Raw genomic sequence first — 18298 nt, 5'->3', positions numbered from 1 at the left:
TCGCCAATGCGCGCTCTGAAACTTGCAGTACTCAAAACGACACAGTGGGTGCTCACAGCAATGCTGCTGCTCATGACTTTAGTGTTATTTGCACAGATCATATTCCGCTATTTTTTTGAAATGCCTCTGGTTTGGTCGGAGGAAATGGCGCTGGTACTCATGATCTGGGTCACATTTCTTGGCTCGGCATTACTGCTGGCTAGTCATGAACACATCAGCATTGACTTTATGGTCGAGCTCATGCCTCCCGTGTGGCAACGGTGGCTGGGCATTCTCGCTGCCGTACTACTGGCCGCATTCAATATCGCGCTCACTTATGGCGCATGGCTGGTCGTCCAGGCCACGGCATCCTCAACCTCTCCAGGTATGGGTATTTCCATGGCTTGGCATTATGGAGGAACGATGCTGGGCGGCTTGCTGCTATCTCTGGTATCAGTCGAAGAGCTCATCAAGCGCGCCAACACGCCAGCGGTGGCATCTGGATATACATCATGACCGCAACAATACTGCTCATCACGCTGCTCGCCCTCATCATGCTGAACATACCGGTGGCCTTTGCCATTGGTGTAACCTGCGTCGGCTACCTGTTCGTCAGTGATATCAGCCTGGCAATCCTGGGGCAGCGGGCGACCCAAGGCATTTATTCCTATCCATTCCTCGCTCTACCCATGTTTGTTTTTGCAGGCGTGCTGATGGAGTTTGGAGGCATAACCAGGCGCCTGATGCGATTGGCAAATGCGCTGATCGGCCACATCGCCGGCGGACTAGCCGCAGTCATGGTGTTGGGCAACGCCCTGTTTGGCACACTGTGCGGTTCAGCCATTGGAGGAACCGCGGCCGTCGGTTCCATCATGATTCCAGCGATGAAGGAGAAGAAATACTCCGCTTCATTTTCAGCATCGCTGCAGGGCTGCTGCGGTATCTTGTCGTCTCTCATTCCGCCCAGCCTGACTATGGTGATCATGGGTGTGACTGGAAATATCTCCATTGCCGATCTGCTCATAGGAGGTTTTCTTCCAGGAGTAATCATGGCAGCGATGTTGGGAACAGTCGCCGTGATCATCAGCAAACGGCGCGGCTATGGACGAGGTGAACGCGCAACGGCTGGCGAATTTGGCCAGGCATTTCTTGGCGCATTACCGCCAATGATGCTGCCAGTGATCATTCTCGGTGGAATTTTCAGCGGCATTGTCACGGTAACCGAGGCCGCTGTGCTGGCTGTCGTTTACGCTTTCATCCTCGCTGTATTTGTCTATCGAGAGATCCGCTTCGTCGATCTGCCGGCCGTTTGTATGAAAGTCCTGCGAATTGCCGTTCCCATTCAGCTTATTGTGGCCGTGTCCGCAATGTTTGCATGGATTGTCACCACCGAGCAAATTACGCAGGATTTCGTGATCTTATTCACGCAAATGACGCAGGATCCAATGATGTTCTTGGTACTGATCAGCCTATTCCTGCTGATACTGGGCACATTCATGGAAAGCAATGCGCTGATAATTATCCTGATTCCCATACTGATGCCAGTCGTCGCAAAATACAACATCGACCCGCTGCACTTCGCCATCATCTTTGTCACTAATTTGTGTATAGGAGCCGTTACGCCACCGCTAGGCGTCACGCTGATGACCGCCGCGAAGATTGCAGGCATCCGCCTTTCAGACGCCTGCAGAAGTCTGATGCCCTTCCTGCTTGCCATGATTGCCACCCTTGTTCTGGTCGTACTGGTTCCCGGAATCTCTACGTGGTTACCGGCATTGATGCATTAGTCACTGTAAGGAGAGAACATTGACTGAGAAAGCTGCCATCCAGATTCGCGACGAGGACCAAGTGGCCACCGCCATCACGGAACTTCTTCCCGGCGAATCCGTAAAAATCCGCGGGGTGCGCAAGGAGTATGAAATCCAGGTAATGGAGCTTATTCCGACAGGGCACAAGATCGCATTGCGCGACATTGCGCATAATGAGGAAATTTTGAAGTATGGTGAAGTGATCGGCGCGGCAACCACTGCGATTCCAGCTGGCCATCATGTTCATATGCACAACTGTTTTGGGCTGAAAGCCCGGCGCTTTTCCGGGCCATCCAAGCCAGGGGAGTCTCAAGATGCTTGATACCAAATTCATGGGCTACCGCCGCAGCAACGGTACTGTCGGCATTCGCAATCATGTGCTGATCATCCCAACCGTGTCCTGTGTCAATCGTGTCGCCATGGACATTGCCAATAAGGCGGGTGGTGTCACATTCATGCACCCATATGGCTGTACCTTCGATGCCGAGGAAAACCGTGTCACCGAAGAGACTTATGTGGGCCACGGACGGCATCCGAATGTTGGCGCAGTGCTGGTATTGAGCCTCGGCTGCGAAACTGCCTCCGCCGAACGTGTCGCCTCAGATATCGAAAAATCCGGAAAACCCGTCGAAACACTTGTTGTACAGCTTGAGGGAGGTTCGCGCACGACTGTCAGAGCCGGCATAGAAATAGTGGAAAGAATGCGGCGTGACCTGAACGCTCAGCCCAAGGAAGAATGCGATGTATCAGAGCTTCTGATTGCGCTGGAATGCGGATCGTCCGATGCATTCTCAGGCTTGACGGCCAATCCTGCCGTAGGCGAAGCAGCCGACATCATTGTTTCGAAAGGAGGAACCGTCATCCTCTCGGAAATCACCGAAATGGTCGGGGCCGAGCAAGTACTGGCAAGGCGCGCAAAAAACAACCGAATCAAAAACGAGCTATTGTCGCTGATCAAGCACTACGAACTGGATCTGTCGATGTCAACGGAGGACGACAGCGGCGTCTTCATTTCCCCGGGAAACATTGCTGGCGGGCTCACCACCATCGAGGAAAAGTCGCTTGGCTGTATCTACAAGGCTGGAACCAAGGCGATTACTCAAATCGTTGGCTATGGCGAAGCGCCAACGGAGCGTGGCGTCATTATCATGGATACGCCAGGGTTCGATATCGCCTCGGTGACCGGCAAAGTGGCTGGCGGTGCTCAAATCGTGCTATTCACAACTGGCAAAGGAACGCCGACAGGGTCCTCTATTGCTCCCGTCGTGAAAATCAGCTCCAACAACAAGACCTTCGAGCATCTGAATGAGGATACTGATATCAGTGCGGGTGACATTCTTGAAGGAACCAAAACCTTCAAACAAGTTGGCCAGGAAATAGCGGAACTCGTGATGGAAATCGCGCGCGGAAAAGAGGCCAAAGGGGAATATTTCAATATTCAGGAATTTGCCATTCCGAACGTCAGCGTTGTCAAGAAGGAAGTCATTCATGCCAAATTGGCAGAAAACAACGATTATCGATTCCTACAATCATCATGAAACTAGCCTACATGTATGCCACGCCAGACGTGGGCCATTCCCGAGTAACAGCAATTCAAGGAGACATTGCAGCCACACTCGCACAGATAAGAAAGACCGGGTACGAAGGCGTGGAGTTTCTCGTCTGCAACCCTGAGCAGATCAATATCTCTGCGCTGGAAGCAGCAGTCAGTCAAGAGGGTTTAGATGTGCCGGCCATATGCACGGGTGAGGTTTATGGCGAAGACAAGCTATCGTTTGCGGACCCCGATCCCGATAATCGGCAGCAGGCATGCAACCGCATGAAGAGCGCCATGGCGCTGGCAGCTCACTTTGGAGCCAGTGTCAACGTGGGACGACTACGCGGCCGTTATCAGGATGGCATACCGCCTGAACAGACCATGGCGTGGATAACAGAATCTATTCGTGAATGCGCCCTGACCTACCCTGAAACTCGTATTGTTATGGAGCCGGTAAACCATGAGTATGCGAATTGCCTGATGGGTACGCGTGACATGCTTGATTTCGTGAGCGCCGTTGATCTGCCGAACGTGGGTATCATGCTGGACATGGTGCACATGCTTATGGAAGGCGAGGACATTGACGCCTCGATCGCATCGGCACAGCGCTGTCAGCGTTTATGGCATTTCCACTTCAGTGACTCAGACAGGCTTCCCCTCGGCGATGGCCGTTATGACATCGGCGCAATCGTGAAAGCGCTTCGCGAGGCTGGGTATGAGGGCTATGCCACCGTTGAGACCTTCCAAATCCCTGACAGTCAGCACGCAATTCAACAAAGCTTCAATACGCTGCGCCCTTATTTCCAACATCAATGAGTTTTCAGAGGTAATGAAATGAAGTTTGCAAGATTTTCCAGAAATGGCCAAACAAGCTTTGGTGTGGTTCAGGATGGCCGTGTCAAGGCACTGCGCTCAGACCTGTTCGAACAGCCCGACTATAGCGGCGAAGAATATGCGCTTGATGACCTGCAGCTACTTGCACCTGTGCAACCCGGCAAGCTTGTCTGTGTTGGCCTGAATTACCGCCTCCATGCAAAAGAGTCGGGCCTGCCCGTGCCCGATGAACCCATGCTGTTTATGTGTTCGCCCGACGCCATCATCGCGACAGGAGACACTATTGTTTTGGATAGCGACACGGATCGAATAGACTTTGAAGCGGAAATTGCAATCGTCGTGAGTAAAACTTGCAAGAATGTCCCCAGTGAGCAGGCAGCAAACTTCATTTTCGGCTACACCTGCGCCAATGATGTTTCAAACCGTGATCTGCAACGCAAGGACGGGCAGTTTACTCGGGCCAAGTCTTTCGATACATACAAGCCTATGGGGCCATGGATAGAAACGGAACTGGACCCGGACAACGTGGCTATTGAACTGCGTCAAAATGGTGAGACGCGCCAGTCTTCCAATACAAGTGACATGATTTTCTCCATAGGAAGGATTTTTGAATTTGTATCCAGCATCATGACGCTTAATGCAGGTGACGTAATCATCACAGGCACCCCCTCTGGGGTCGGGCCAATGAAAGGTGGCGATGTCATTGAGATCAGCATCGAAGGCATTGGATCTCTATCCAATAAGGTCGCATCACGTCAACAATAAGAATTCCACATCTGCATCGCCGCCGCATCCTGATCGTTATCGAGCGGTGGCGAGCCTCTTTTGGTCATTGTTCTTCCGAACGTCTTCGCTGTTCCGCAACATCCGTCACTTATAGTCCCAATGTCCTCTTCATCTCGTGCGGTATTGGATCGCGAATATGACAATGTCAGAAAGATATCCACGGCATCTTTCCAGGCCATCATAAAGCACCTGGAACGACAGAGTGCCCTGGCATCCCATCGGTATCAAATGGCCAAGGACCTTGCTTATGGCAGAGGCGCGCTTGAACAACTAGACGTATTCGGGACGGGCAAACACAAGACGCCAGTACAGGTTTTCATTCACGGCGGCTATTGGCACATGCTGGACAAGCGCGATTTTGGCTTTGTGGCAAACGGGCTCGTACCACATGGCGTAACTGTCGTCATTGTGAACTATCCATTACTGCCCCAGGTCCGCATGCAGGGGCAAGTGGCCGCCTGCCACCGTGCACTGCATTGGGTGCGGGACCATATCGCCGACTTTGGTGGCGATCCCGAACATATCTCACTCATTGGCCATTCGTCGGGAGCCCACATTGCCGCCATGTTGCTCACAAGAAGAGCCCACGAAGATCTATGTCCAGGCAATGCTGTCACGCCGGAACACGCCTGTCTGATCAGCGGCATATACGATCTGCAGCCAATACAGGAATGCTTTCTGAATGATACGTTGGCGCTATCAGACGAAGAGGTGGACAGCTACAGTCCTATTCGCCAACGACCTCAAACCGATTGCCCACTTACGATTGTCGTCGGAGGCGACGAGGGGAAGGAGTATTTGTGCCAGTCACGCGGTCTGATACAGGCATGGGCAGGTACGGGCAACGCGCCAATGGCTCTGCATGTCCTAAACCAGGAAAATCATTTCACGACCAGGGCGCAATTGAATGACCCCTCCAGTTCCATCATAAAATTGCTGACGCGTTCTTGATATTGGATCGCTACCCGATCCAACGCCGCACTCTTACTTTTCTACGCAGGTTCCATGGGTGCATTCAACGCCACTCCCGGCACCTCAATGCCGTTGGGGCGGCCACGCTTAGTCACCCCGTTACGTCTTAACAATGGCTCTGGAACTTCAGGGCCATCGTCGCACGCCAGCCAAAGCCTCAATAAGTGCCGCCGCCGCTCAGGCTCCGGCCAGTCTTCATAGGCCGTCCGGGAATGGAATATGGAAAAATTAGATAGAAACTGCATATCGCCTGGCTCGAACTCCATATCGAGATACAACCCTGGGTTGCTAGTCATGGCGTCCAGGCAATCCAATGCCTCGTTTTGCTCATCAGTCAGCTTCGGAACCTCTGCCAGCAACTGGGCTTTCCTGATTCCACTGCGCACGTAATTCGCATACATGCGATTTCCCAGAGGGACAAAGACTGGGCTTGATGAGTAAGGCAACTGGCCTTCTGGAATTTCTCCCCAACGAGTACGGTGAAAGTCACCCAGCAATATCCGGGCTTTATCAGGATGCTTGGCTGCCAACTCATTCCACACTGTGGTGGAGCTTACTACGGAAGATAATCCCCCCGCTTTTGCGGGCCGCAGGCATAACAGACCCACAATATCTGAGGAGTCTGTATGGTATGGCAGGCGACTAGATGTTTGATAACCACGCACGGCGGGGTCCGCATAATCAAGGCCCAAGTTGGCCACATGCCCGAGAACATGCCCCTTGCCGTTTTGGGATACCGGCGCACCCAATAACCTTCCTAAAGACCAATATGCAATCGCGGATTGGCGCAAGGAATACTCGTTAACAGGGAAGCCTCGAAGCAGCATTAACCCGGGGCCATAGAGCACCGCTTGCTTGATTTTCTCCGCCAATGGCATCAAATTATCCAGACCGCGCAGATCGTTGCTATCGATGCTCAAAAGGTCCTTACCCGTTGACTCTACCCGGTGAATAACGCCATCCAATGCTTCCAGTTCTTGGTCGGTGAACAGGTGGGTCCAGAATTGCGGCGATTTCTTGAGCTCAGGGCCATACCATGCCTGCTCGTTGCGAAAGATTGGTAGGGTGTTTCTGTCGTTCATGATGTACTCGTGGAAATTCTTAGCCGGCGTATCGGCGGATTATGAGAAAGATCAGGATGAGCCTCACTGATCAGACTTAGTTTGGGCTCAATGCCAACTTGTCAATCAAGTCACCCCACTTCTTCATCTCCGCCTTGAGTGAAGCCAACGCTGCTTGGGGTGAGCTGCCAATTGGCTCTGCGCCTTCAGCTTCCAGCTTCTGAATAAACTCTTCATCCTGCATTACGATGCCGAGGTCAGCGTTCAGTTTGGATACGGTGGCATCTGGCGTGTCATGAGGCACCATAACGGCAAACCAGGCACCACTTTCAAATCCCGGCACGCCAGACTCTGCTACTGTAGGGACATCCTCAAGAACCTTGCTTCGTGTTTTCCCCGTAACGCCTAACGCTTTCAATTTGCCAGCCTGAATCTGCGGCAATACAAGGGGAATAGGAGCAAATGCAGCGTCAATACGCCCGCCTAGCAAGTCGTTAACGGCGGGACCCATGCCTTTGTAAGCAACGTGCATCAATCTTATGTTTTCCATTAGACCTAGCATTTCGCCAGACAAATGGTTCGCCGAGCCGATACCAGCTGACCCATAAGTCACTTCTTCCGGATGGGCCCGTGCATACTGGATCAAATCTTGGACGCTGTTGAACTTGGATTTGCTCGATGTCACCAGAACGAATGGCGGCGTTGCAACAACTGTGACGGGCCGTAGGTCCCGTAAGACATCGTATGGCAAGCCATTTATGAGCTTATGGGCAACGACTAAGTTGCCCGCTGCGCCGAGCACCATGGTATGGCCGTCCGGAGCCGCCTTGGCGACCTCGTTTACCGCGATCGTTCCCGACGCGCCTGGCTTGTTTTCGACAATGACAGGCTGCGTCCACATCCCATCCAAACCATGTGCCAGCAGACGCACTATCAAATCCGCATTACCGCCTGGCGTATAAGGAACCAGAAACCGTACAGGCTTTTTGGGAAAGGCATCCTGAACGCTATCCGCAAAAGCTGTTGCCTGCATCAAGACCAAAACTACCGATACAACGATGCCTCGAATCATTTATGTGTCTCCATTTTTATCTTGGCGTAAAACCACCTCCGTGCATTTACATTTTTGGGAGGCTTGAAGCGATTTTAGGCAAGCTATTGATCGAAATACAGTATCATTAATCAATCATGTGATCGGAAAATCAAAAACCATGAGCAGGACTATCGGCCATCGCGTATCGCAGATACGCATAAGGCATCTAGCCTTACTAGACCTTTTGATGGAGCACCGCTCGCTTCGCAAAGCCGCCGAATCGTTGGGCATTAGTGAGCCCACGGCAAGCCAGATGGTTCGAGACATGGAGGCCATGTTCGGGCAGCAATTATTCAAGCGCGGACGACGTGGAATGACCCCTAATCAGATGGCTGAAGCGTTACACAAGCGAGCTCGTGTAGTTTTGCGTGAAACACAAGCGATGGAGGAGGATCTGCGAGATTTCTCGGATGGCCTAGACATAGTCTTCTACCTCGGCGCGCTACCACGTTGTATGCACGGGCTAATTCCAACCACCCTGGCTGATCTCTATCAAAACCATTTTCGCGCCAGAGTGCATGTCATGGAAGGGTCTTCTACCCAGCTATTGAGTGCACTGGATCACGGAGACCTGGATATAGCGGTTACGCGATTACTCGACGAGCATGGTAATCCTCTTGCGGATTCCCGCTTTAATGCCCAGGTCCTATACGAAGAAGGCATGTCCATAATATGCAGCAATGGCCATGAGCTCGCCAGCGATGTAGAAGTAAAGCTCGCCGACCTAAGTAGATTTTCCTGGGTGCTACCCTCGGCCGGCTCGGTCACCCGTAAGCTTATTGAAACCGAATTTCTGAATGTTGGCCTCACCCCTCCTCGTCCAACTGTGGAGTGCGCCATATCCGCGTCGCAATTAAGCGTGGTAAGAACAGGCCACTTTCTTGGCATTTGCCCATCTTCGATCGCTCAGGAATGGCAGCAACAAAAGCTGCTGCGGGTGGTGCAGGTGAAATTAAAGGTTCCCCTGCCACCAATAGTTGCTGCGTGGCATCAGACTAAAAATGACGAGCCTTCAATCATTAGTTTCAAAGCCGCGTTATTGCGGAGTGTTCGGCCACGGAGGACAGCCAGACAATGAGATAAAATTTCTACCAATAATTCAATAAACGTTGTAATATCGAATTATGAACGAAAGCCAAGCCATCTCTGCCCTCGGCGCTCTCGCCCATACTCAGCGATTGCGTGTATTCCGCGCTCTCGTCGTAGCCGGGCCCCCCGGCCTTACGCCGAGTATTCTGGCCGACGAACTCGGGGTGGCTCGCAATACGCTTTCCTTTCATCTGAAAGAGCTGTCGCATGCCGGCCTGGCCAGCGTCGAGCAGCAAGGCCGCAATCTGATCTACCGCGCCGACTTTTCCCGGATGAACGGGCTGCTCGGCTATCTCACCGAGCACTGTTGCGAAGGCGCGCCTTGCGGCGTTGCCGACGCCAAAATCTGTTCCCCTCATTAATCAGGAGCTGCCCATGAAACGCTTTCATGTCCATCTGCATGTCGATGATTTGGCAAAAAACACCGACTTCTATTCCCAGTTGTTTGCCCAGGCTCCCATGCGCATCGAATCCGACTATGCAAAGTGGATGCTCGACGATCCCCCAGTCAACTTTGCAATTTCAACGCGAGGTACAGGCCACGGGGTTGACCATTTCGGCATCCAGGCTGAGGATGCCGTCGAACTCAACGCGCTGAAGGATCGAGCGCAGGCGGCCAGACTGGCGCTGGAGGACCAAGGCGAGACAGCGTGCTGCTATGCGCGAAGCGAGAAATACTGGATCACCGACCCCCAGGGCCTGGCCTGGGAGCATTTCCATACGCTCGGTAGCATCCCGATCTACGGTGAGTCGCGCGATGGCCAAGCCACCCCGGAAGGCAAAGCCTGCTGCTCTCCGGCATCCAGTCCCACCACACGCTGCTGTTAGGAGTGTTCATATGAGCGCCTTTGAGCGCTATTTGACGCTGTGGGTAATTCTCTGCATTGCACTTGGCGTGGCACTGGGCCAAGCCATGCCGCAACTGTTCCAAGCCATCGGGCGCCTTGAAGTTGCACAAGTCAATTTGCCGGTCGGGGTGCTGATGTGGGTGATGATTATCCCAATGCTCCTGAAGGTGGACTTCGGCGCATTGGGGAGGGTTGGGGAGCATTGGCGTGGCATTGGTGTCACGCTATTCATCAACTGGGCTGTGAAGCCGTTTTCCATGGCTTTCCTGGGCTGGTTGTTTATTCGGCAGGTGTTTGCGCCATGGCTGCCGACTGCGCAGCTAGACAGTTATATTGCCGGACTGATCTTGCTTGCTGCGGCGCCCTGCACTGCCATGGTCTTTGTCTGGAGCCGCCTGACGGGCGGTGACCCCGTGTTCACCCTGTCTCAGGTCGCTCTTAACGACACGATCATGGTGTTCGCATTCGCGCCCATCGTTGGATTGCTGCTAGGACTATCGTCCATTACCGTACCGTGGGACACGCTGCTGGTATCTGTCGGCCTGTATATCGTGGTTCCAGTCATCTTCGCTCAGCTGTGGCGCCGCGCACTATTGCGCCGTGGCAAAGCTGCCTTCGAAGCGGCACTGGCGCACATCGGGCCGCTTTCCATGGGCGCGCTGCTGCTGACGCTGGTGTTGTTGTTTGCGTTTCAGGGCGAGGCCATTATTCACCAGCCATTGGTAATTGCCATGCTGGCCGTACCCATACTAGCCCAGGTACTTCTGAATTCGGGGCTCGCCTACTGGCTGAATCGCCGACTTGGCGAGCGGCATAGCGTTGCCTGCCCATCGGCGCTGATTGGGGCATCCAATTTCTTTGAACTCGCTGTCGCGGCAGCGATCAGCCTGTTCGGATTTCAATCCGGCGCAGCTTTGGCCACTGTAGTTGGCGTCCTGATCGAGGTGCCGGTAATGCTGTTGGTGGTTCGCATCGTCAACCGAAGCAAAAGCTGGTACGACGCCGGTGCGAGCCGGTGCTGATACGCGGCGACGGTTTCCAAAAGCCCTTTGCGATTTATTTTATTATTGCTTTCTCATGCAATTTGCCGGGCCATCTCTTTAATAACGTTATACAAAATGATTCTGAGGCAACGAGTCTCCCCAGCCATAGTTGCTGACAAAGAACGGCGCGCCCGACATATTTCTGCATTTTCAATTTCAACTTCGCTGTACAGCGCCTCGGTTTCCAGCACAATGCGGCCACGCAAATTTTCCAACAGGCGCTCTGCTGTTCCTTGAGTTAGGTTCATCACTGCGCCAGCCTCACCTCAGGCAGCAAACTATCAAAATACCATTGCACAGGGCGTACGCTCGCGCTATCCAGCAGCGGTTCAGTCGCGAGCGGTATATATGGACTGAGAGCGAAGCGCTGTGGATTATCCAGCCAGGCGCTCGCGTACTGAAAGCGCCAGAGACCATCCTCCTCACGCAAGAGACCAACTTCCATGCCGTTGATTGAAGCGACCAAAGACCGCTCACTCACGACTTGCTCCTGCGTGACGGCGGATTCAAATAAGCAGCCGCAGCCTCAGGAACATCGACCACAACTCGAACACCAAGGCCTTCGAGAACCTGGAAAAGCTTGCCCCATTGCACCGCATCGTTACCACTCTCGACTTTGCCAAGGAAGTTTTCGCTGACCCCGATACTGCCGGCAGCATCGTCCTGACGTATCTTCTGAGCCTTGCGGCTGGCACGCACCACTTTTCCGAGCTCGGCTGCATCCTCAATGGGTATTTGCATATAAAATCCGCACGATCGTGCGGATTTATCATGCAAATACCAACATAGCATCGGAATCCTCGCATCTGTGAGGATTTTCTTTCACGGCGGCTACCTTCTCACTGAGTTTGAAGACAATCAACTCACATCCAGGTTCTTGATAACCGGCGCCCAGGTATCTATGGTGTTCTGAATGTACTGCGTGAATTCATCGGCATTCTTGTAATCCGTCTTGAGACCGAACTGATCTGTACATTTGCGGAACTCGGGCGTATCTATCGCTGCCTTGAAAGCGGCGTCGATCTTCGAAACTACATCAGGCTCCAGCCCCTTGGGTCCGACTAGGCCAAGTATGCTGGGTGCAACGATGTCGTACCCGGCCTCCACCAGAGTGGGTGCATTTTCAAAACCTTGCATGCGCTGTTCGGTAAATACATTAAGCAGGCGGAGCCGACCATCACGCACATAAGGAACCCATTCCGCAGTTTGCGCCATGATGTCGACATCACCGCGCAACAGTGCCATGGATGCCTCGACGCCACTCTTATAAGGCACGTGCGTCCACTGCACACCCACCTCGTCGCCCAATTTTTCCATGGTCAAGTGCTGCGGCGTGCCAACACCTGCTGTACTGAAGGCCACTTTGCCCGGCTTTTCCTTCGCCAGTTTGATAATGTCATCAAGCGACTTGAGCGGTGAGTCTGCGCGCACCAGCAAGCCAACCTGATATTGCGCCACCATGGCGATGGGTGTTAGATCCTTCATGACATCGTAATCTATGCTGGGCACCAGATAGGGACTCAGCACGGCGCCTGTTGAAAGGGCCGCAATGTTGTAACCATCGGGCTTCTGGCGGGAGATATAGCCGATGGAAAGCGACGAGCCACCGCCGGGCTTGTTTTCAACCACAATGCTTTGGCCTAGTTTTTGGCTGGCTGTAGCTGCCAGCGCGCGAAAACACATATCGGTACCACCGCCGGCGCCATAGCCCACGACAAGTTGGATGGGACGCGAAGGATAATTTGCATCCTGCGCGTGGGCTGCCCCCAGGCCACCTCCGGTGGCGATCAGGCAGGAAACGGCTTGAATCATGAAGGACTTGTTCAACAAACGCATTATCTGTCTCCTCTGAAAACTGCTCGATGACAATAACATAAGTCTAGCTTTATAGACTATTATGCGTTAAATTTTCGGCATCAACAATCAGCCTCGGGATGTGGGCCCGCATCATGGAAAAAAATGGATTGAAAGTGCTCGTCACCGGCGCAAGCCGGGGTATAGGCCGCAGCATCTGCGAGCGGCTGGACGCCGATGGCTACGAAGTCGTGGGTATTGCGCGCAACCGCCCCGAAGATTGGCCAGAGCATATGGCTTTTCACAGCGCCGACCTATCCGAGCGAGAAACAGTGAAGAAAACCCTGGCCGGTTTGGCGGAATCAGGTCCTTTCTACGGGCTGGTGAACAACGTAGGCTTTGTGCCTATAGGCACGATCGAGAATGTTGATACGCTCGATCTGCAACGCGCCATCGCGCTAAATGTGGAAGTGGATATTCTATGTGCCCAGGCCCTGCTCGCGGGCATGCGCGCCGAGGGCAAAGGCCGCATCATCAATATCAGCTCCCGCGCCGCGCTCGGAAAGCAAGGCAGAACGCTCTATAGCATGACCAAGGCCGGCGTCATCGGCATGACCAGAACGTGGGCATTGGAACTCGCCGGCAGCGGGATTACCGTCAATGCCATTGCGCCGGGCCCCATCGCTACAGAGTTTTTCCAGGGCGCAAATGACCAGAACGATGAAGCTACCCGCAAACTTCTGGCAGGTATTCCTGTGGGCCGCATCGGCCAACCTCAAGATGTAGCGCACGCGGTGGCCTATTTCATCGATCCACGCTGCGGCTTTGTGACAGGCCAGACACACTATGTGTGCGGCGGCATCACCATCGGCGCGGCATAAGCCCTGCTACGAACGCTGCCCTGCGCAGCGAGAGGCCCATCTAACTGAACATCACCGCGCACACCGCAGTAGCGCCGCGCGACAATGGAGGCGATATGAATCAACGTTGGCAAAACCGCCCAGAGGGCTCGAATTGGGGTGACTTCGGGCCCGATGACCAGCTCGGAAGAGTCAACCTGCTAACCCAGGAACAGGTGTTGAAAGGTGTGCGCGAAGTGCGCGAAGGCAAGGTGTTCTGTCTTTCCCTGCCCCTGGACATGCCTGGCGGCATGGTGTTGAACCCACGCCGCAAGCCGCCGCGTTTGGCAGCCACCGAACGCGATGGCGTGCCATATATGAATTTTTCCATGCAGAATCTTGACCCGTCGTCCATAGACGTACTGAGCGACGACCAGGTTACGCTGTCGCTTCAGTATTCGACGCAGTGGGATGCATTGGCGCACGTGGGTGCTCAGTTTGACGTTGATGGCAGTGGCCAAGCCAGCAAGGTTTACTACAACGGTTATCGGGCTGGCGAAGATGTGCTTGATGCACCCGACCACGAGCACGATGATAACGGCTGCTGCGGAGCAAGCCAGAGTTTCGGCGCACGGAAGCTGGGTATCGAGAACTTTGCGGTCAAGGGCATGCAAGGGCGTGGGGTGTTGGTGGATTTTGTGCGCCACTATGGCCATGAGCGCACCGTCATTGGCTACAAGGAGCTGACCGAGGTCATGGATGCGGACGGCGTTCAGGTGGAACAGGGAGACATGCTGGTATTGCGAACGGGCTTTGCCGAAACGGTATTGAGCATGAAAGGCAACCCCGACGCCGACACGCTGCACAATTCGGGCGCAGTACTCGACGGCGCGGATACCCGCCTTCTGGAATGGGTTACTGAAAGCGGCATTGCCGCCATCTGCGCCGACAACTATGCTGTGGAGGCTTACCCTGCGCGCAGCCAAGGCGATAAGAAATCCTTGCTGCCATTGCATCATCATTGCCTGTTCAAGCTGGGCCTACCGCTTGCCGAGTTATGGTATCTGCGCGATCTGGCGCAATGGCTAAGCGACAACCAGCGCAACCGCTTCTTGCTCACTGCGCCCCCGCTGCGGCTGCCCCGTGCCGTGGGTTCGCCGGTAACGCCTATCGCCACGGTTTAAACACATTGTTCAAGACAGCAGCATGAATTTTACTGACCTACTCTCCAAGCACGCGGCAGAGCGCCCCGACGCAATTGCCTTGTATGACGTCGATCATGCCGTAAGCTACCGCGCGCTGCATGAAGAGGCCAATCGGCTTGCGGCTTTGCTGCATGAACAGGGTGCTCGATCCGGCGACCGGTTGGCGCTCTGGCTGCCTAACAGTTTTGCCTGGCTGGCCATCTTCCTTGCCTGCGCTCGCCTGGGCATCACCGTTGTTGCAATGAATACGCGTTTCCGCAGCCGCGAGGCCGGTGATCTGATTTCGCGCGGACGATGCCGCTGGCTTGCCATGTGGCCATCCTTCAAAGGCCTGCCATTCACACAGATACTCCGTGACATCGACAGCAGCCTGCTGTCCGGCATTGAAGGCGTGCTTGTCGTGGGCGACGCGCCAACGGAGCCGCCTATTCCCGCAGCGCGCATGCTTGGCTATGACAACATGCCCACCGCGCCCCTGCCCGCTTCCTTGCAGATGCCCGCCGGCACGGCCCACGCCCTGGTCTATACAACGTCCGGAACCACTTCGCAATCCAAGCTCGTCGTGCATGACCAACAAACCATGATCACGCACGGCCATGCTGTGGCCCGCTTTCACGGCATCAAGACGGATGACGCCATACTCATGGGTGCACCCTTCTGCGGCGCCTTCGGATTTTCGGCCGCTTTGGCCGGGCTTGCCTCGGGCGCCGCACTGATTTCATCACCGGTGCTGGATCCGGCGGAATGCGCGCGGCAGATCAGGCAATACAGGGCTACCCACACTTTCGCCAACAACGAGCTGCTGGACCGTATTCTGGACGCGGCGGGCGACCAGGAGAACCCCTTCCCTTCTCTGCGCATTGCCGGTTTTGCCAGTTTCGCACCGTCTTTGGGGGATCTGCCTCAACGTGCCGAGAAGGCAGGCATTTCGCTTGTCGGGTTATATGGTTCAAGCGAACTTCAGGCTCTGGTGGCGGCACAGAAGGCCGATGCGCCGCTGAGCGTGCGGGAACAGCCCGGCGGAGAACTGGCATCGCCCGAAGCCAGGGTGCGCGCGCGGGATACGGAGTCAGGCAAGATCCTGCCCCATGGCGAGATCGGAGAAATAGAGATTCTTTCGCCCAGCCTCATGAAAGGCTATCTTGATAACGAAGCGGCCACACAAAAAGCGGTGGACGCCGAAGGATATTTCCGGACCGGCGATCTGGGCCATACAGTGGATAGCCATAGTTTTGTTTTTCACGCGCGCAAGGGCGACTTTCTGAGGCTGAGCGGTTTTCTGGTCAACCCCATCGAGATAGAGCAGTTCATAGAAGCGTTGGATGGCATTACCGCCTGCCAGGTGGTTGGCGTGGCCCATCAAGGCAAGACCGTACCCGTGGCTTTCGCGCTCGCTGATGAAGGTTCCAGGATAACTGAGCAGGATGTCATTGCCCACTGCCGGGCCAGCCTGGCGCATTTCAAGATACCGGTGCGCGCGGCAATTATCGAAGCCTTTCCCGTGGTTGAAAGCGCAAACTCGAATAAAATCCAGCGCGGCAAGCTGCAGGACATGGCGCTTGCCTTGCTGGACAGCGCAGCCACGTCAAAAGCCAGCGCCGCGCGTCGATAGTTGCGCTCGAGTCCGACGCGACAAAACCGGAGAACCTAGACGATGTCCAATGCCGCGTTGAACAGTGCCGTGATGAACCGTAGCCGTCTGCCGCTATACCTGCAGCTGGCCGCCGAGTTCCGCCGCTGCATAGACTCCGGCATGTGGCCGCGAGGCGAGCGCCTGCCTACGCTGGAAACGTTGATGCAGTCCTACGATGTTTCACGTATGACGCTGCGTCAGGCGTTAAGCGTGCTGGAAAGCGAAGGGCTTATACGCCGGGCACGGGGAAAAGGCACTTTTGTGGAGCCACGCCGCGATCATCCGGTTGCACTGGCCATACCTACATCGTGGCAGGAGGCCGTGGCGCTTAGCGACGTGCTGGGCACACAAAGCATTACGGAAGCCGAACGCGCAGTCGGTTCCCTTCCCGACTCGGGCATGTGTTGCCAAGCACAGCCGGCGCCCAAGTATCAATATCTATGCAGGCTGCACAGTACAAATGGGCAGCCATTCTGCTACAGCGAGGTGTACGTGGAAGATACACTGTTTCGCGCCCACCGCAAGAAATTCAAATCGCAGGCGGCAGCGTCAGTGATTGCCCGCGTACCAGGCCTGGAGGTAACAGAGTCGCGGCAAAAGCTGACGCTTATCCACGCCGGCTTTCAATCCGCGAACGCGCTGCGGGTCAACCCAGGCGACAGCGTAGCGGAAGTTCGCCGTTTAGCCTGCGCCGACGGCGTCATCATCTATTACGCGCGTCTTGAGTTTCCGCCCCGCTTTGTGGAGCTTGAGTTGGATTTGCTGGCGAGGTAGCCAATGTGTCATATACCGATGTTGACAAGGGCAGCATTTAATTCAGTACCCACGCTGTAAATCGACCTTTGTCACCAGTTCTTCGCCAGATAGAAACGCCACCAGGTTTTGTTCAAACAGCACAATGCCTCTAGCCCAATAGGATGCTGTGTTGCCGGCTGTGTGGCTGGTCATGATAACCCTAGGGTGCCCCCAAAGTGGATGATCTTCCGGCAAGGGCTCGGGCTCGACCACGTCCAGCCCAGCACCTGCCAGGATGCCGTTGTCTAAAGCCTCGACCAAGTGTTCGGTATGAACGGTAGCGCCACGGCCTACATTATAAAAGTAGCTACCGGGGCGCATTGCGCCAAATATCTTCGCATTGATCAGATTATTTGATTCCTGTGTGCCTGGAAGGCAGGCAACCACATGATGGCATTGTGATGCCATATCCGGGATCTGGCTGGCTGAATAAAGCTCAGCGACGCAAGCAACTGGACGAGATGAACGACGGACGCCGAGCACTCGCATACCCAAAGCATTCGCTTTCTTGGCAAGAGCTTGACCAATGGCTCCTAGTCCGATAATACCTAGGGTCTGACCACTCAGTTCGAACAATGTGAGCTCGTGACTTTTGGTCCAGCGCCTGTGTTGCTGAGCATGGCTTAAGGCCGGCAGATCGCGAGCAAAACTCAGCATGAGTGCAAGCACATGCTCGGCTATATTGGACGCAGCCACACCTCGATTGTTGGAGACAAGAATTTGCCGCAGCCGGGCAGTTTCAACATTAAAGCCGTCAGCACCTGCACCCAATAAGTGCAGCCAGCGAAGCCTTTTCCCAGCAGCAATAATCTGGTCCGTGGGCCAACCGAAGAACGCATCGGCATTGCGCACCTCGGACAACGTCTCGTGTTTACTGCGGGAAAATATCCAGTCTAATTTCGGGAATCGCTCGTGCAGGCGTTCCTGGTATTCCTGCGCCAGTTTGAAACCGACTACGATCTTGCAGCCCATTTCTTATACC

The 18298-nt window shown here is 54.6% G+C and carries 22 protein-coding genes; 15 read left to right on the top strand and 7 right to left on the bottom strand.

Translation table 11 applies throughout. The features are described 5' to 3' along the window. Positions 1-6 precede the first annotated feature (6 nt). From ERD78_RS06050 to ERD78_RS06020, 7 genes are all read left to right on the top strand, one after another. Entirely contained in the window at positions 7-495 is a 489-nt protein-coding gene (locus ERD78_RS06050) for a TRAP transporter small permease (protein ID WP_129968408.1), read from the top strand. Continuing rightward, on the top strand, positions 492-1766 hold the full coding sequence (locus ERD78_RS06045; RefSeq protein WP_129968407.1) for a TRAP transporter large permease: 1275 nt from the start codon (positions 492-494) through the stop codon (positions 1764-1766). The genes ERD78_RS06050 and ERD78_RS06045 overlap by 4 nt, the downstream gene beginning before the upstream one ends. A 19-nt stretch (positions 1767-1785) precedes the next feature. Then, positions 1786-2109, top strand: a complete 324-nt coding sequence (locus tag ERD78_RS06040) for a UxaA family hydrolase (RefSeq protein WP_209019952.1) — start codon at positions 1786-1788, stop codon at positions 2107-2109. Beyond that, complete coding sequence (locus ERD78_RS06035; RefSeq protein ID WP_129968406.1) at positions 2102-3325, top strand: UxaA family hydrolase; 1224 nt, start codon at positions 2102-2104, stop codon at positions 3323-3325. Before ERD78_RS06040 ends, ERD78_RS06035 begins: the two co-directional genes overlap by 8 nt. Continuing rightward, complete coding sequence (locus ERD78_RS06030; protein WP_129968405.1) at positions 3322-4140, top strand: sugar phosphate isomerase/epimerase family protein; 819 nt, start codon at positions 3322-3324, stop codon at positions 4138-4140. The genes ERD78_RS06035 and ERD78_RS06030 overlap by 4 nt, the downstream gene beginning before the upstream one ends. Positions 4141-4158: 18 nt before the next feature. Then, positions 4159-4923: a fumarylacetoacetate hydrolase family protein gene (locus ERD78_RS06025; protein ID WP_129968404.1), complete on the top strand. Its 765-nt coding sequence runs from the start codon at positions 4159-4161 to the stop codon at positions 4921-4923. Between the two features lie 120 nt (positions 4924-5043). Beyond that, positions 5044-5895 (top strand): alpha/beta hydrolase, encoded by an 852-nt coding sequence (locus tag ERD78_RS06020; protein WP_129968403.1) that lies wholly within the window; start codon positions 5044-5046, stop codon positions 5893-5895. A gap of 41 nt (positions 5896-5936) precedes the next feature. Here the strand turns inward: ERD78_RS06020 and ERD78_RS06015 are convergent, their stop codons facing one another. Then, the gene (locus ERD78_RS06015; RefSeq protein WP_129968402.1) at positions 5937-6998 is read right to left on the bottom strand and encodes a TauD/TfdA family dioxygenase; all 1062 of its coding nucleotides are present in this window, start codon (positions 6996-6998) and stop codon (positions 5937-5939) included. Positions 6999-7074: 76 nt separating this feature from the next. Next, positions 7075-8049, bottom strand: coding sequence for a Bug family tripartite tricarboxylate transporter substrate binding protein (locus ERD78_RS06010; RefSeq protein WP_129968401.1), 975 nt, complete (start codon positions 8047-8049; stop codon positions 7075-7077). Between the two features lie 139 nt (positions 8050-8188). On the opposite strand from ERD78_RS06010, the gene ERD78_RS06005 reads away from it, so the two are divergent. From ERD78_RS06005 to arsB, 4 genes are read left to right on the top strand one after another with little or no spacing between them, the layout of a single operon-like run. Further along, positions 8189-9148 (top strand): LysR family transcriptional regulator, encoded by a 960-nt coding sequence (locus ERD78_RS06005; RefSeq protein ID WP_129968400.1) that lies wholly within the window; start codon positions 8189-8191, stop codon positions 9146-9148. Between the two features lie 46 nt (positions 9149-9194). Further along, positions 9195-9521 (top strand): ArsR/SmtB family transcription factor, encoded by a 327-nt coding sequence (locus ERD78_RS06000; protein ID WP_129968399.1) that lies wholly within the window; start codon positions 9195-9197, stop codon positions 9519-9521. Positions 9522-9534: 13 nt separating this feature from the next. Further along, the gene (locus tag ERD78_RS05995; protein ID WP_129968398.1) at positions 9535-9987 is read left to right on the top strand and encodes an ArsI/CadI family heavy metal resistance metalloenzyme; all 453 of its coding nucleotides are present in this window, start codon (positions 9535-9537) and stop codon (positions 9985-9987) included. Between the two features lie 10 nt (positions 9988-9997). After that, on the top strand, positions 9998-11029 hold the full coding sequence (gene arsB / locus ERD78_RS05990) for an ACR3 family arsenite efflux transporter (RefSeq protein WP_129968397.1): 1032 nt from the start codon (positions 9998-10000) through the stop codon (positions 11027-11029). 53 nt (positions 11030-11082) lie between these two features. Here arsB and ERD78_RS05985 read toward each other — a convergent pair whose 3' ends face one another. The 4 genes from ERD78_RS05985 to ERD78_RS05970 all read right to left on the bottom strand — a co-directional run bounded on the left by ERD78_RS05985 (position 11083) and on the right by ERD78_RS05970 (position 12886). Continuing rightward, positions 11083-11298 (bottom strand): hypothetical protein, encoded by a 216-nt coding sequence (locus ERD78_RS05985; RefSeq protein ID WP_129968396.1) that lies wholly within the window; start codon positions 11296-11298, stop codon positions 11083-11085. After that, positions 11298-11531: a HipA N-terminal domain-containing protein gene (locus ERD78_RS05980; protein WP_129968395.1), complete on the bottom strand. Its 234-nt coding sequence runs from the start codon at positions 11529-11531 to the stop codon at positions 11298-11300. Before ERD78_RS05980 ends, ERD78_RS05985 begins: the two co-directional genes overlap by 1 nt. Then, entirely contained in the window at positions 11528-11791 is a 264-nt protein-coding gene (locus ERD78_RS05975) for a helix-turn-helix domain-containing protein (protein ID WP_129968394.1), read from the bottom strand. Before ERD78_RS05975 ends, ERD78_RS05980 begins: the two co-directional genes overlap by 4 nt. A gap of 117 nt (positions 11792-11908) precedes the next feature. Beyond that, positions 11909-12886 carry a Bug family tripartite tricarboxylate transporter substrate binding protein gene (locus tag ERD78_RS05970; RefSeq protein WP_245152357.1) on the bottom strand — a complete coding sequence of 326 codons (978 nt, stop codon included), beginning with the start codon at positions 12884-12886 and terminating at the stop codon, positions 11909-11911. A 113-nt stretch (positions 12887-12999) separates the two neighbouring features. On the opposite strand from ERD78_RS05970, the gene ERD78_RS05965 reads away from it, so the two are divergent. The 4 genes from ERD78_RS05965 (at position 13000) to ERD78_RS05950 (ending at position 17295) form a co-directional block, all read left to right on the top strand. Further along, entirely contained in the window at positions 13000-13725 is a 726-nt protein-coding gene (locus ERD78_RS05965; protein ID WP_129968393.1) for an SDR family oxidoreductase, read from the top strand. Between the two features lie 95 nt (positions 13726-13820). Next, positions 13821-14867 (top strand): cyclase family protein, encoded by a 1047-nt coding sequence (locus ERD78_RS05960; protein ID WP_129968392.1) that lies wholly within the window; start codon positions 13821-13823, stop codon positions 14865-14867. A gap of 22 nt (positions 14868-14889) precedes the next feature. After that, positions 14890-16500: an AMP-binding protein gene (locus ERD78_RS05955; RefSeq protein WP_129968391.1), complete on the top strand. Its 1611-nt coding sequence runs from the start codon at positions 14890-14892 to the stop codon at positions 16498-16500. A gap of 42 nt (positions 16501-16542) precedes the next feature. After that, positions 16543-17295, top strand: a complete 753-nt coding sequence (locus ERD78_RS05950) for a GntR family transcriptional regulator (RefSeq protein WP_129968390.1) — start codon at positions 16543-16545, stop codon at positions 17293-17295. A gap of 42 nt (positions 17296-17337) precedes the next feature. Here the strand turns inward: ERD78_RS05950 and ERD78_RS05945 are convergent, their stop codons facing one another. Continuing rightward, the gene (locus ERD78_RS05945) at positions 17338-18288 is read right to left on the bottom strand and encodes a D-2-hydroxyacid dehydrogenase (RefSeq protein ID WP_129968389.1); all 951 of its coding nucleotides are present in this window, start codon (positions 18286-18288) and stop codon (positions 17338-17340) included. Positions 18289-18298 lie beyond the last annotated feature (10 nt).

This window comes from Allopusillimonas soli (assembly GCF_004153445.1).
GTDB lineage: Bacteria > Pseudomonadota > Gammaproteobacteria > Burkholderiales > Burkholderiaceae_B > Allopusillimonas > Allopusillimonas soli.
The sequence above is the reverse complement of the archived record's forward strand: the minus strand, read 5'-3'. Positions and strand labels throughout refer to the sequence as shown.